Genomic DNA, 13,484 nt, shown 5'->3' with positions numbered 1-13,484 from the left:
GTTATATAAAGATGAGATGGTATTGATTTTACGGCGGGTTTGCCAAAGAGCGCAAAGAAAAAAGGCCGCGATAGCGGCCTTTTTAGTTAGTTCATATTACTCTGCTTTGGGCGTTGCGTTTTCGACACGGCTTTTTAACTTCTGACCGGGTCTGAAGGTCACCACGCGGCGGGCTGTAATGGGAATATCTTCCCCCGTCTTCGGGTTGCGACCCGGACGTTGGTTTTTGTCTCGCAAATCAAAATTGCCAAAACCGGAGAGTTTTACCTGCTCACCGTTTTCCAGAGCACGACGGATCTCTTCGAAAAACAGCTCTACCAGCTCTTTGGCATCCCGTTTGCTAAGCCCAAGCTTATCAAACAGATATTCTGACATTTCAGCTTTTGTAAGCGCCATAGGTTCAATCCCTCAATGATGCCTGGAATCGCTCTTTTAATGCCTCTACACATTTGGCGACGGTAGCGGCAATCTCCTCTTCTTCGAGTGTACGGCTGGTATCCTGAAGGATCAGGCTGATAGCGAGGCTCTTGAAACCTTCCGCTACGCCCTTGCCGCGGTACACGTCAAATAAGTTTACGCCAACTACCTGATTTACGCCAACTTTCTTACATTCGGCCAAAATATCTGCTGCTGGCACGTTTTCAGCGACCACAACCGCGATATCACGGCGGTTCGCCGGGAAGCGAGAGACGTCCTGCGCCTGAGGAATGACGCGGTCTGCAACCGGGTTCCACTCCAGCTCGAACACGATGGTACGACCATTCAGATCCAGTTTACGTTCCAGCTCAGGGTGAACAACACCAATAAAACCAACACGTTTGCCGTCTAAATAAATGGCCGCACTCTGGCCCGGATGCAGGGCCGGGATGGCTTCTGCACGGAATTCAATTTCAGATAATTTACCGGTCAGATCGAGAATAGCTTCCAGATCGCCCTTCATATCGTAGAAATCAACCGTGCCTTTTGCCAGATCCCAGTGCTCTTCATAGCGGTTACCGCTGATCGCACCAGCCAGCATGAGATCCTGACGGATGCCTAAATTTGCCTGATTATCTGGTACAAAGCGTAATCCACTTTCGAAAATTCGCACGCGGTTTTGCTGACGATTCTGGTTATACACGATAGTACCCAGCAGACCCGTCCACAGAGACAGACGCATCGCGGACATTTCGCTGGAGATTGGGCTTGGCAGGATCAGGGCTTCCTGACCCGGGTGGATCAACTGCTGCAGCTTAGGATCAACGAAGCTGTAGGTGATCACTTCCTGGTAGCCTTTGTCGTTCAGCATGGTTTTCACACGCTTCAGGGACAGGTCAGCTTCGCGGTGGGAACCCATTACCAGACCCGCCTGAACAGGTTCGTCAGGAATGTTGTTGTAGCCGTATACGCGAGCCACTTCCTCTACCAGGTCTTCTTCGATTTCCATGTCGAAACGCCAGGATGGCGCAACGGCTTTCCACTCGTCCTGACCTTCCGTCACTTCACAGCCCAGACGACGCAGAATGTCGCTCACCTGCGCATCGGCAACGTGATGGCCAATCAGACGATCCAGCTTGCTGCGACGCAGCGTAATGGTTGCACGCTTCGGCAGTGCCTCTTCGTGAGTCACGTCGATAACCGGGCCGGCTTCACCACCGCAGATGTCGATCAGCAGGCGGGTTGCACGTTCCATCGCTTTGTACTGCAGAGCCGGGTCAACGCCACGCTCATAACGGTGAGAAGCGTCGGTATGCAGGCCATGACGGCGTGCACGGCCGGTGATGGAAAGCGGGCTGAAGAACGCACATTCCAGCAGGACGTTTTGCGTTTCATCGTTCACGCCAGAATGGTCGCCACCGAAGATACCGCCCATCGCCAGCGCTTTGCCGTGATCGGCAATCACCAGCGTATCTGCGTTCAGTTTCGCTTCGCTGCCGTCCAGCAGAACCAGGGTTTCACCCTCTTTTGCCATACGTACAACGATACCGCCTTCGATACGGTCTTTATCGAACGCGTGCATTGGCTGACCCAGTTCCAGCAGAACGTAGTTAGTCACGTCAACCACAGCATCGATAGAACGGATACCGCAGCGGCGCAGCTTCTCTTTCATCCACAGTGGCGTTGGGGCTTTAACGTTGATGCCTTTCACCACACGACCGAGGTAGCGTGGGCAAGCGTCAGCCGCTTCAACCTGGATTGGCAGCGTGTCGCTGATGGTGGCTGCAACCGGTACAATTTCAGGTGCGTTCAGTTCAGCCTGGTTCAGCACGGCCACATCACGCGCCACACCGATAATGCCTAAGCAGTCCGCACGGTTTGGCGTTACGCTGATTTCGATGGTGTTGTCATCGAGTTTCAGATATTCGCGGATATCGGTACCAACAGCAGCATCCAGAGGCAGCTCAATGATGCCATTGTGATCGTCGGAAATACCCAGCTCAGAGAACGAGCACAGCATGCCTTCAGACGGCTCACCGCGCAGTTTCGCAGCTTTAATTTTGAAATCACCCGGCAGTACTGCACCCACAGTTGCCACGGCCACTTTCAGGCCCTGACGGCAGTTTGGCGCACCACAGACGATATCCAGCAGGCGGTCACCGCCTACATTCACTTTTGTTACGCGCAGTTTGTCAGCGTTAGGGTGCTGTCCGCACTCCACCACTTCACCCACGACGACACCGTTAAACGCACCCGCAACAGGCTCAACGCCGTCCACTTCCAGACCCGCCATCGTGATTTGGTTGGAAAGCGCTTCGCTATCGAGCGTGGTGTTTACCCATTCGCGTAACCACAGTTCACTGAATTTCATTGTTCTGTCCTGCCCTTATTTAAACTGTTTGAGGAAACGCAGATCGTTTTCGAAGAATGCACGCAAATCGGTAACACCGTAGCGCAGCATGGTCAGACGCTCCATACCCATGCCGAACGCAAAACCGGAGTACACTTCTGGATCAATACCCACGTTGCGCAATACGTTTGGATGCACCATGCCGCAGCCCAGCACTTCCAGCCATTTGCCGTTTTTGCCCATCACGTCAACTTCCGCAGACGGTTCGGTGAACGGGAAGTAGGAAGGACGGAAACGAACCTGCAGATCTTCCTCAAAGAAGTTGTTCAGGAAATCGTGCAACGTGCCTTTCAGGTTGGTGAAGCTGATGTTTTTATCAACAATCAGGCCTTCCATCTGGTGGAACATTGGGGTGTGCGTCTGATCGTAGTCGTTACGATACACACGACCCGGCGCGATGATGCGGATTGGTGGTTCCTGATCCTTCATGGTACGGATCTGAACGCCAGAGGTCTGAGTACGCAGCAGACGTGTGGCATCGAACCAGAAAGTGTCGTGGTCAGCGCGTGCCGGATGATGGCCTGGGATATTCAGGGCATCGAAGTTGTGGTAGTCATCTTCGATTTCCGGGCCAGTCGCCACGGTAAAGCCGAGCTCACCGAAGAAACTTTCAATGCGGTCAATGGTACGGGTCACCGGATGCAGGCCACCGTTCTCAATACGACGACCCGGCAGAGAAACATCAATTGTTTCCTGCGCCAGACGGGCATTCAGTACTGCGCTTTCCAGCTCAGCTTTACGCGCGTTCAGTGCCTGTTGTACCTGCTCTTTAGCTTCGTTAATCACCGCACCCGCTGCCGGGCGCTCTTCCGCTGGCAGTTCACGCAGGGTAGTCATTTGAAGGGTCAGGTGCCCTTTTTTACCCAGATATTCGACGCGGACATTGTCTAACGCGGCAACATCTGAGGCCTGATTAATGGCGGCTGTTGCACTGGCAACCAGCTCTGCGAGATGTGACATGATTTTCCTCATTATGTCGGTGCAGACACCGATTTGGTGGACTTATTCTCTCGAATTTAGACACAAAAAAAGCCTCCATCGGGAGGCTTATCTGGCGCTGTTTTTCGTTTCATCTTTCACGCGCTAGCCTCCTGAATTCAGGTGCTAAAGTAAAAGAAGAAGCGGAAAATAGCAGCATTCATGCTTGCGTTACCTTGTGTGGTAAAAACCGTTAAGACCTTATTGAAAAGCCTGGACGGGTAAATGTCAATCTTCTGATGGTGTTAAATGAAAAGAGGGAGCAAAGCCCCCTCTCTCAACTGGCTTACGCCAGTGCTGCTTTCGCTTTTTCGACCAGAGCGGTGAACGCTACTTTGTCGAATACTGCGATGTCAGCCAGGATCTTACGGTCGATTTCAACAGAGGCTTTTTTCAGGCCGTTGATGAATTTGCTGTAAGAAATACCGTTCTGACGTGCTGCTGCGTTGATACGCGCAATCCACAGTTGACGGAACTGACGCTTACGTTGACGACGGTCACGGTAAGCGTACTGACCAGCCTTGATAACAGCCTGGAAGGCAACGCGGTATACGCGTGAACGCGCACCGTAGTAGCCTTTAGCTTGTTTCAGAATTTTTTTGTGACGTGCACGAGCAATTACACCACGTTTTACGCGAGCCATGTGAGCTCTCCTGTATCTATATTCTTAGAAAAAAAATTAAACGTTAACGACTTATGCGTACGGCAGGCACGCGATAACCAGACCCAGATCGCCTTTAGACACGAGGCCTTTTGGACGCAGGTGACGTTTACGTTTAGTAGATTTTTTGGTCAGAATATGACGCAGGTTTGCGTGCTTACGCTTAAATCCACCACCACCGGTTTTTTTGAAGCGCTTAGCAGCACCGCGTACGGTCTTAATTTTTGGCATCTTAATAACTTCCACTTCGCATTGTTAAATAAACGAAACATAGGCGAGCAAAACCTATGAGACCCGAAGGCTTCACAGATTTTGCTGCTTGAAGGCCTTACTGTTTCTTCTTAGGAGCGAGCACCATGATCATCTGGCGGCCTTCGATCTTCGTAGGGAAGGATTCGACTACTGCCAGTTCACTCAGATCTTCACGGACGCGGTTAAGCACTTCCATACCGATCTGTTGGTGGGCCATCTCACGACCGCGGAAACGCAGTGTGATCTTGGCCTTATCGCCATCTTCCAGAAAGCGAATCAGGCTGCGGAGTTTTACCTGATAATCGCCATCGTCGGTACCAGGACGGAATTTGATTTCCTTAACCTGGATAACTTTTTGCTTTTTCTTCTGTTCCTTAGAAGACTTACTCTTTTCATAAAGGAACTTGCCGTAGTCCATGATACGACAAACTGGCGGTTCGGCGTTAGGGCTGATTTCAACTAAATCTACTCCAGCTTCTTCAGCCTTTTCGATTGCTTCTCTCAGACTCACAATCCCCAGTTGCTCACCTTCCAGACCTGTTAAGCGAACTTCCTGGGCGCGAATCTCGCCATTGATACGATTCGGACGTGCCGTTTGAACTCGTTTTCCGCCTTTAATACCTTATTCCTCCAGTTGTTGAAGACTGCGGCTGCGAATCTCTTGTTGCAGCTTCTCAATCACTTCACTTACGTCCAGGCTGCCCAGGTCTTTACCACGGCGGGTGCGAACGGCCACTTTGCCTGCTTCCACCTCTTTATCACCACAGACCAACATATACGGGACACGACGTAAAGTGTGCTCGCGGATTTTAAAGCCAATCTTCTCATTTCTCAAGTCTGCTTTTACGCGAATGCCCGCATTTTGTAGTTTCTGCGTCAATTCTTTAACGTATTCAGACTGAGAATCGGTAATGTTCATCACTACAACCTGCACTGGCGCAAGCCAGGTTGGGAAGAAGCCCGCGAATTCTTCGGTCAGGATGCCGATGAAGCGCTCCAGAGAACCGAGGATAGCACGGTGAATCATTACCGGTACCTGACGCTCGTTGTCTTCGCCAACATAAGAGGCGCTTAAACGCTGCGGCAGGGAGAAGTCCAGCTGTACAGTACCGCACTGCCATGCACGATCGAGGCAGTCATACAGGGTAAATTCAATTTTCGGACCGTAGAATGCGCCCTCACCCAGCTGGTATTCGAACGGAATACCGTTCTCTTCCAGCGCAACGGCGAGATCCGCTTCTGCGCGATCCCAGGTCTCGTCGCTACCGATACGTTTTTCCGGACGCGTTGAGAGTTTGACGACGATCTTCTCGAAGCCAAAGGTGCTGTACATATCGTAGACCATACGAATACAGGCGTTAACTTCATCACGTACCTGATCTTCCGTACAGAAGATATGCGCATCATCCTGAGTAAAGCCACGAACACGCATCAGACCGTGCAGCGCACCTGATGGCTCATTACGGTGGCAGCTACCGAACTCTGCCATACGCAGCGGCAGGTCGCGGTAGGATTTCAGACCCTGGTTGAAGATCTGAACGTGGCCCGGGCAGTTCATTGGCTTGATGCAGTATTCACGGTTCTCAGAAGAGGTAGTGAACATCGCATCTTTGTAGTTGTCCCAGTGGCCGGTTTTTTCCCACAGCACACGGTCCATCATGAACGGACCTTTCACTTCCTGATACTGGTACGCTTTCAGCTTGGAGCGCACGAACGTTTCCAGTTCACGGAAGATAGTCCAGCCGTCGTTATGCCAGAACACCATACCCGGTGCTTCTTCCTGCATATGGTACAGGTCAAGCTGCTTACCGATTTTACGGTGGTCACGTTTAGCCGCTTCTTCCAGGCGCTGGAGGTACGCGCTCAGGGCTTTTTTATCTGCCCACGCGGTACCATAAATACGCTGCAACATTTTGTTGTTGCTGTCGCCACGCCAGTAAGCACCTGCGATTTTCATCAGTTTAAAGTGATGGCAGAAGCGCATATTCGGCACGTGCGGCCCACGGCACATGTCGATGTATTCTTCGTGATGGTACAAGCCAGGCTTGTCATCATGAGAGATATTTTCATCAAGAATAGAGACTTTATAGCTCTCGCCACGCTTCACGAAGGTCTCACGCGCTTCGTGCCAGCTAACTTTCTTCTTAATGACGTCATAGTTGCTTTCGGCGAGCTCGTGCATACGTTTTTCGAGCGCGTCGATATCTTCCTGGGTCAGGGTATGGTCAAGGTCAACGTCGTAGTAGAAACCGTTGTCGATAACCGGGCCAATCGCCATTTTGGTGTTTGGCCACAGCTGTTTGATGGCATGACCTAACAGGTGCGCGCAGGAGTGACGAATGATTTCCAGACCTTCTTCGTCCTTCGCTGTGATGATAGACAGCTTCGCATCGTTTTCAATCAGGTCGGAGGCATCAACCAGCTCACCATTAACACGGCCAGCGATGGTCGCTTTCGCGAGTCCAGGACCGATGTCCAGGGCAACATCCATTGGGCTAACAGCGCGGTCGTAATGGCGTTGGCTGCCATCAGGAAGAGTAATTACAGGCATTTTATATCCTTATTTGCAGTGATGCCCCACACATAAGAGCATATACAAAGAAAATAATCGTGATTTGACAGTAGATTACGACACCATCTGACCAACAATCGTCAAATTGGCTCGTCATCATGCACCCACCGAAATCAGACAATGGCGGATTTACGGCAAGCCTTGCCATGTTAACACTAACAAAAGGGAGAATGCACCCTCTGCCGCCAGATTGATCCCTGGCACTTTCGCATGAATTTGCAGGGCGCAAATCCCAGGTGCTCGCATTCCCGAGATGCTGGGCTAATCTTGAACAGGTCCTTAAACCCAAAGGGGCATACGATGAATGTATCCAGTAGAACAGTTGTGATATTGAATATACTTTCAGCCACCGGTTTATTATTGATTCTCGCAGAGCGATTCCACTGGTTCTGACCCAGACCGTGCTGTGGCATAACCTGACGGAGCCGGGAAGCGGTATTTCCTCTCGTTTTTGATAGACTCCCCACATCAATGGACAAGGATGCAGGTTATGCCAACAAAACGATTTGCCGTAAAACACTGGAAAATGGTACTGGTGCTGATCGCTATCTGCGGTGCAATGTTGCTGTTACGTTGGGCGGCGATGATTTGGGGCTAAGACATTCCTGAACGTAAAAAAGCGGGTCGATAACGTTATCGACCCGCTTAAATTACATCTTATAGCCCAGAGAAATCGTGGTTCTGCGGTCGGTATGGTCCGGTGCAGTTTCTGGAGGTGATGAATTCCAGGTCACGTTATAGGCCACTTTCAGACCAAAGTGTTCGTTGATGGCTACGTTCAGCGCAGTCTCAGAGTTCAGCGTGGTATCGTCGGCACCAAACACAGACACACCCTGGGTAAATTTGGTGTTATCAGTCATCTGCCAGGCGTAAGTGCCGGATGCATAGCCGAGTGGCTGGGTTTTGGTTTCACCGTCGGTGAATTCGTCATACCGGACACCCGGACCGAATTCAAAACGGAAGCTGTGAACAGGCCCGTTCAGGAACTGACGACCATAACCCGTAGTGAACACATCACGCTGGCGATACCCATTGTAACGGTCGGTTAACCAGCTTGCCTGACCAAACAGGTAGTCATAGTCGGTCATGTTGTAACGGCTACGTCCGCCTACCGCATACTTCTCGGAAGAACGTTCGTCGTTAGCGGAGGTGTTACTGGCATTTCCCCACAGCGACCAGGCGGTAGAGCTACCGTACCAGGTCAGGGTACTGTCTGCCGTCAGAGAGGAGCTTTTCGTGTTACCGGATTGTGCCAGATACCCTGCGTTCAGGTTACCTTCAAAGGGTTTCTTCGCGGTGGTGGGATCGTCCATGACAGTAAAAACGGTATCATCGGCGGCCGCATTCATTGACGCAAACACGCCACCCGCCAGCATCAGTGCAGCGGGTACTGTCTTCAAAAGCTTCATTTTATTAAGGAGTCCGTACAACAAAAAAAGAGACCGTCACGGTCCCGGAAACTTTCTTGAGGCTCAACGACAAGGCGTCCAGAGAAAGGTAACAAATTATAAAAAGGCGCAAATAACATAGCAACGTTTTCTTATTTCATTTTTTGAATAAGAACGATCCCAAAAAGACTTTTATTGTATAAAACAAATCCCCCGCTTCTTTCCGTATTCATTTTTAAAATCATACTGTTATTTACATTGCCTTCTTGCCAATCGGTGCCAGACTTAACATAACCCATACTAAAAGGAGGTAATAATGGTTTCTATTTATACGCTGACGCTCTCTCCTTCTCTTGATTCTGCGACGCTGACGCCACAGATTTACCCGGAAGGTAAACTACGCTGTAGCACCCCGGTGTTTGAGCCTGGCGGCGGTGGAATCAACGTGGCGCGAGCCATTACCCACCTCGGTGGCAAAGCGACAGCGATTTTCCCCGCGGGGGGAGCCACCGGTGAGCACCTGGTTTCTTTGCTGGCAGAGGAAAACGTTGCTGTGGAGACGGTCCACGCCAAAGACTGGACGCGACAAAACCTGCACGTTCAGGTGGATTCCAGCGGCGAGCAGTACCGTTTTGTCATGCCAGGGGCAAAGTTGAGTGACGATGAGTTTCGTCAACTTGAAGAGAAAGTGCTGGCGATTGAAAACGGTGCCTTACTCGTTATCAGCGGCAGTCTGCCACCCGGCGTCAGCGCGGAAAAACTGACGTCGCTCATTCGCGCAGCACAACAGCGCGGTATCCGCTGCATTGTCGACAGTTCTGGAGAAGCGCTACGCGCCGCCTTAGAGCCGGGCAACCTTGAGCTGGTGAAACCCAACCAAAAAGAGTTAAGCGCGCTGGTCAACCGCGAGCTAACCCAGCCTGATGACGTTCGTACCGCCGCACAGGAGCTGGTGCGCAGCGGCAAAGCGCGACGCGTCGTGGTTTCGCTTGGCCCTCAGGGGGCGCTGGGCGTGGATGAAACGGGTTCCGTTCAGGTTGTCCCACCGCCGATGAAAAGCCAGAGTACCGTGGGCGCTGGCGACAGCATGGTCGGTGCGATGGCGCTGAAACTGGCGCAGGGCGCAGCACTGCTGGAGATGACACGCTACGGCGTGGCGGCGGGTAGCGCCGCCACCATTAACCAGGGTACGCGTTTGTGTTCGCTCGCCGAGACGCAAAAAATCGTCGATTATCTGTCGCGACATTAACCCCCGTTCCCCTTCTTTAATGAAGGGGACGTGCTCTTCATAGTCGCCAAACGCAAACTATCGACTATGCTAAGAAAACTTTCATGATAACAATGAGGTGAATTATGAGCAGCGGTGACATCATTCGCTACGTCGTTACCATTCATATTCATGAAGCATCATTGACCGAACTCAATGAACTCAACAACACCTTTACCCGGGCCAATTTCCTGCTGACGCTTACGGATGATGACGGCAATATTCATGATTTAGGTACGCTCACATTTGGCCTGATTAGCGCCCTCAGCGAAGAAGAGATCCACGCGCTGGCAAGCAGTCTGGTCGAAAGTGTTACCGACAAGCATGCTGAAACCGATGTAGAAACCTGGGAACGCTGGCAAAAAAAGGAACAATAAGTGCCCTGCATGAATTTAAACCGCTCAGGTGTGCGTTAGTTCGTATTTTTTTACCGCAATTTTGCGCTAACTTTATGATCTGGCAGACAACATGGGAGAGACATCATGTGGCAGGCTATCAGTCATCTTTTAAGTGAGCAACTGGGTGAAGGTGAAATTGAACTGCGTAACGAACTGCCAGGCGGAGAGATCCACGCCGCATGGCATTTACGCTACGCAGGACGCGATCTTTTCGTGAAATGCGATGAGCGGGAGTTACTCCCTATCTTCACCGCTGAAGCCGACCAGCTGGAGCTGTTATCGCGCAGTAAAACGGTCACCGTTCCTCAGGTCTGGGCCGTCGGCAGCGACCGCGATTATAGTTTTCTGGTCATGGAATACCTTCCTGCCCGCCCCCTGGATGCCCACAACGCGTTCATTCTTGGGCAACAGTTAGCACGTCTCCACCAATGGAGCGACCAGCCGCAGTTTGGCCTCGATTTTGATAACGACCTTTCCACTACCCCGCAGCCGAATACCTGGCAGCGCCGCTGGTCGACCTTTTTCTCCGAACAACGTATTGGCTGGCAACTGGAACTGGCCGCAGAAAAAGGGCTGGAGTTTGGCAATATCGACGCCATTGTCGAACACGTGCAACAACGTCTTGCTTCGCACCAGCCTCAGCCTTCGCTGTTGCACGGTGATTTGTGGTCAGGAAACTGCGCGCTGGGGCCAAATGGTCCGTTTATCTTCGATCCAGCCTGTTACTGGGGCGACCGGGAGTGCGACCTTGCTATGCTGCCACTGCATCCTGAACAACCGCCACAGATTTACGACGGATATCAGTCTGTTTCGCCCCTGCCGCAGGATTTCCTTGAGCGTCAGCCGGTGTACCAGCTGTACACCCTGATTAACCGTGCCATTCTGTTTGGTGGTGAGCATCTCGTGCAGGCGCAACGCGCGCTTGAACGCATGCTGGCGGCATAATGACAAAACGGGGTGGCATGACGCCCCCCTATTTCATTACAAAAAGCCCAGCAGAGAGAAGAAGAAGTACCCCGCCACAATGATGATGACCGGCAGGATATAAAGCGGGAAAATTTGCAGGAAAATGGTGTGACGCGGAACCACGATGCGGGATTCAATCTGTTCGCGGCTCATCCCTTCTGCACCTTTGGCCTGCTCAAGAATCAGCTGGTCTTCCACCCCTTCACGTAAAAACCGTGTCTGGCGGCTCATTCTCGCCCCTGATGCCTGTAATGCCATTGCGATAAAGATCAGCGCGTAGATAACCCAGAACCCGACATTAAGCTGCTGATGAAAATCCGGCGTTGGCGAATTAAACCAGAAGACGTTTAAAAAAGGCGTATTGAAACGCATCATCTCGATCATGACATGTGCAAAATCAAGCATTACCGCATTGATACCCGGCTGCTTTTCGCTGTGATCGTACATAAATTTGAGCACTGAAATCAGCGTGGAAATGACGGCCGGGATAAAAATCACCCAGCCAGCAACACGTTTTAAGACAGCAATGCGTCCAGCTTGTTGATACGTCATCAGTTCCCCTTCCAAAAGACGCGTTATTTGTGCCTAAGTCTACCTGCTGACCATCATTTTCGCCCGTTCTTTAAAGGCAATATGCTAAATTGCAGAGTGTACTTAGCATTTATACCCTAAAGAATTCGGGTATATCGTCTGTCGAACACCTTAGCCAGGGAGACATTGTGATGTCGACACCGCGCCAGATTGTTGCCGCTATTTTTGACATGGATGGATTACTGATTGATTCCGAGCCGCTGTGGGATCGGGCCGAACTGGACGTCATGGCCAGCCTGGGCGTCGATATCAGTCGTCGGAATGAACTGCCGGATACGCTGGGCCTGCGCATCGATATGGTGGTTGAACTTTGGTATGCCCACCAGCCGTGGGTTGGCCCCAATCACGGCGAAGTTACCGCACGCATTATCAACCGCGCCATTGCGCTGGTTGAAGAGTACAAACCGCTTCTGCCCGGCGTGCGTGAAGCGGTAGCCCTGTGTAAAGCTCAGGGGATGAAGGTTGGACTGGCCTCCGCCTCCCCACTGCATATGCTGGAAAAAGTGCTCACCCTGTTTGAGCTGCGTGACAGTTTCGATGCCCTGGCCTCAGCCGAAACGCTGCCCTATAGCAAACCCCACCCGCAGGTCTATATGGACTGCGCAGCGAAGCTGGGTCTTGATCCGCTGGTATGCGTGGCGCTGGAAGATTCCGTTAACGGCATGGTGGCATCAAAAGCCGCGCGCATGCGCTCCATTGTGGTACCCGCCGAAGAAGGCCGTCACGACCCCCGTTTTGCACTTGCCGACGTGAAGCTCACCTCGCTGGCCAATCTGACGGTGCAACATTTGCGCGGTGAATAAGTAATATTCCAGTCTCGGAGGCGCGTATGACGCCGGGATAGTCGGTATCCTGCGCCCTCTGACACCCGTTTGTGACAAAGAGTTACACCGTCACCTCTTCCGCCTACTGTACAAAAACCCTATACTGTATGAATTGACAGTTTCCTGGGTTTTATCATGACGGCGGAAGGCCACCTGCTTTTTTCTATCGCGTGCGCAGTATTTGCCAAAAACGCTGAACTTACCCCCGTGCTGGCACAAGGGGACTGGTGGCATATTGTCCCTTCGGCCGTGTTGACCTGCCTGTTGCCCGATATTGATCATCCAAAATCATTCCTCGGGCAACGCTTGAAGTGGGTGTCGAAGCCCATCGCCCGCGCATTCGGCCATCGTGGGTTTACCCACAGCCTGCTGGCTGTCTTCGGCCTGCTCACGCTTTTCTATTTAAAGGTTCCTGAAAGCTGGATAGTCCCCGCCGATGCCATCCAGGGGATGGTGCTGGGTTATTTGAGCCATATTCTGGCCGATATGCTGACGCCTGCGGGCGTGCCACTACTCTGGCCATGCCGCTGGCGTTTCCGCCTGCCTATTCTCGCTCCTCAGAAAGGTAACCAGCTTGAGCGCGTTTTGTGCATGGCGCTGTTCGCTTATGCCGTCTGGATGCCCCAAACATTGCCCGAAAATAGTGCAGTCCGCTGGTCATCGCAGATGATCAATTCGCTGCAATTTCAGTTCGATCGTTTTATTAATCACCAGACAGAACATTAAACCAGCAAAATAATCGCATTTGTCATAACCCATT

General features: G+C 51.8%; 17 protein-coding genes and 1 other annotated feature. Of the genes, 7 read left to right on the top strand and 10 right to left on the bottom strand.

Annotation, left to right across the window (positions count from 1 at the left end):
* Positions 1–96: 96 nt before the first annotated feature.
* The 8 genes from ihfA to thrS all read right to left on the bottom strand — a co-directional run bounded on the left by ihfA (position 97) and on the right by thrS (position 7,269).
* Entirely contained in the window at positions 97–396 is a 300-nt protein-coding gene (ihfA, locus tag HV318_RS01095) for an integration host factor subunit alpha (RefSeq protein WP_003857805.1), read from the bottom strand.
* 4 nt (positions 397–400) lie between these two features.
* Positions 401–2,788 (bottom strand): phenylalanine--tRNA ligase subunit beta, encoded by a 2,388-nt coding sequence (gene pheT, locus HV318_RS01090; protein ID WP_182271160.1) that lies wholly within the window; start codon positions 2,786–2,788, stop codon positions 401–403.
* A 15-nt stretch (positions 2,789–2,803) separates the two neighbouring features.
* A complete protein-coding gene (gene pheS / locus HV318_RS01085) occupies positions 2,804–3,787 on the bottom strand; it encodes a phenylalanine--tRNA ligase subunit alpha (RefSeq protein WP_182271159.1) in 984 nt (327 codons plus the stop codon).
* Between the two features lie 62 nt (positions 3,788–3,849).
* Positions 3,850–3,974, bottom strand: a sequence feature (Phe leader region).
* A complete protein-coding gene (pheM, locus tag HV318_RS01080) occupies positions 3,925–3,969 on the bottom strand; it encodes a pheST operon leader peptide PheM (protein ID WP_001386830.1) in 45 nt (14 codons plus the stop codon). It overlaps the preceding feature by 45 nt.
* A gap of 117 nt (positions 3,975–4,091) precedes the next feature.
* Entirely contained in the window at positions 4,092–4,448 is a 357-nt protein-coding gene (rplT, locus tag HV318_RS01075) for a 50S ribosomal protein L20 (RefSeq protein ID WP_000124850.1), read from the bottom strand.
* Positions 4,449–4,499: 51 nt separating this feature from the next.
* A complete protein-coding gene (gene rpmI, locus HV318_RS01070) occupies positions 4,500–4,697 on the bottom strand; it encodes a 50S ribosomal protein L35 (protein WP_003030583.1) in 198 nt (65 codons plus the stop codon).
* Between the two features lie 97 nt (positions 4,698–4,794).
* Positions 4,795–5,337: a translation initiation factor IF-3 gene (gene infC / locus HV318_RS01065; RefSeq protein ID WP_059287945.1), complete on the bottom strand. Its 543-nt coding sequence runs from the start codon at positions 5,335–5,337 to the stop codon at positions 4,795–4,797.
* A 3-nt stretch (positions 5,338–5,340) separates the two neighbouring features.
* Positions 5,341–7,269 (bottom strand): threonine--tRNA ligase, encoded by a 1,929-nt coding sequence (gene thrS, locus HV318_RS01060; protein ID WP_182271158.1) that lies wholly within the window; start codon positions 7,267–7,269, stop codon positions 5,341–5,343.
* A 231-nt stretch (positions 7,270–7,500) separates the two neighbouring features.
* Between thrS and yncL the strand changes: the two genes are divergently transcribed.
* On the top strand, positions 7,501–7,683 hold the full coding sequence (gene yncL, locus HV318_RS24360) for a stress response membrane protein YncL (protein ID WP_330165453.1): 183 nt from the start codon (positions 7,501–7,503) through the stop codon (positions 7,681–7,683).
* A gap of 97 nt (positions 7,684–7,780) precedes the next feature.
* Positions 7,781–7,888: a small membrane protein YniD gene (yniD, locus tag HV318_RS01050; RefSeq protein ID WP_008500658.1), complete on the top strand. Its 108-nt coding sequence runs from the start codon at positions 7,781–7,783 to the stop codon at positions 7,886–7,888.
* Between the two features lie 52 nt (positions 7,889–7,940).
* Here yniD and HV318_RS01045 read toward each other — a convergent pair whose 3' ends face one another.
* Positions 7,941–8,699 (bottom strand): DUF481 domain-containing protein, encoded by a 759-nt coding sequence (locus tag HV318_RS01045; protein WP_182271157.1) that lies wholly within the window; start codon positions 8,697–8,699, stop codon positions 7,941–7,943.
* Between the two features lie 295 nt (positions 8,700–8,994).
* Here HV318_RS01045 and pfkB point away from each other — a divergent pair, with 295 nt between their 5' ends.
* The 3 genes from pfkB to HV318_RS01030 all read left to right on the top strand — a co-directional run bounded on the left by pfkB (position 8,995) and on the right by HV318_RS01030 (position 11,288).
* On the top strand, positions 8,995–9,927 hold the full coding sequence (pfkB, locus tag HV318_RS01040; RefSeq protein ID WP_182271156.1) for a 6-phosphofructokinase II: 933 nt from the start codon (positions 8,995–8,997) through the stop codon (positions 9,925–9,927).
* A gap of 104 nt (positions 9,928–10,031) precedes the next feature.
* Entirely contained in the window at positions 10,032–10,322 is a 291-nt protein-coding gene (gene ghoS, locus HV318_RS01035; RefSeq protein WP_182271155.1) for a type V toxin-antitoxin system endoribonuclease antitoxin GhoS, read from the top strand.
* 105 nt (positions 10,323–10,427) lie between these two features.
* Positions 10,428–11,288, top strand: a complete 861-nt coding sequence (locus HV318_RS01030; protein ID WP_182271154.1) for a fructosamine kinase family protein — start codon at positions 10,428–10,430, stop codon at positions 11,286–11,288.
* A 36-nt stretch (positions 11,289–11,324) separates the two neighbouring features.
* Here HV318_RS01030 and HV318_RS01025 read toward each other — a convergent pair whose 3' ends face one another.
* A complete protein-coding gene (locus HV318_RS01025) occupies positions 11,325–11,861 on the bottom strand; it encodes a YniB family protein (protein ID WP_182271153.1) in 537 nt (178 codons plus the stop codon).
* 170 nt (positions 11,862–12,031) lie between these two features.
* On the opposite strand from HV318_RS01025, the gene hxpB reads away from it, so the two are divergent.
* Both hxpB and HV318_RS01015 read left to right on the top strand, forming a co-directional pair.
* Positions 12,032–12,703: a hexitol phosphatase HxpB gene (hxpB, locus tag HV318_RS01020; protein ID WP_182271152.1), complete on the top strand. Its 672-nt coding sequence runs from the start codon at positions 12,032–12,034 to the stop codon at positions 12,701–12,703.
* 156 nt (positions 12,704–12,859) lie between these two features.
* A complete protein-coding gene (locus tag HV318_RS01015) occupies positions 12,860–13,450 on the top strand; it encodes a metal-dependent hydrolase (RefSeq protein WP_182271151.1) in 591 nt (196 codons plus the stop codon).
* The last annotated feature ends 34 nt before the right edge of the window (positions 13,451–13,484 follow it).

The sequence above is a fragment of the Enterobacter sp. RHBSTW-00901 genome (assembly GCF_014103115.1).
Lineage (GTDB): Bacteria > Pseudomonadota > Gammaproteobacteria > Enterobacterales > Enterobacteriaceae > Enterobacter > Enterobacter cloacae_P.
Note: the sequence above shows the minus strand (reverse complement) of the source record. Positions and strands in the feature narration are given on the sequence as shown.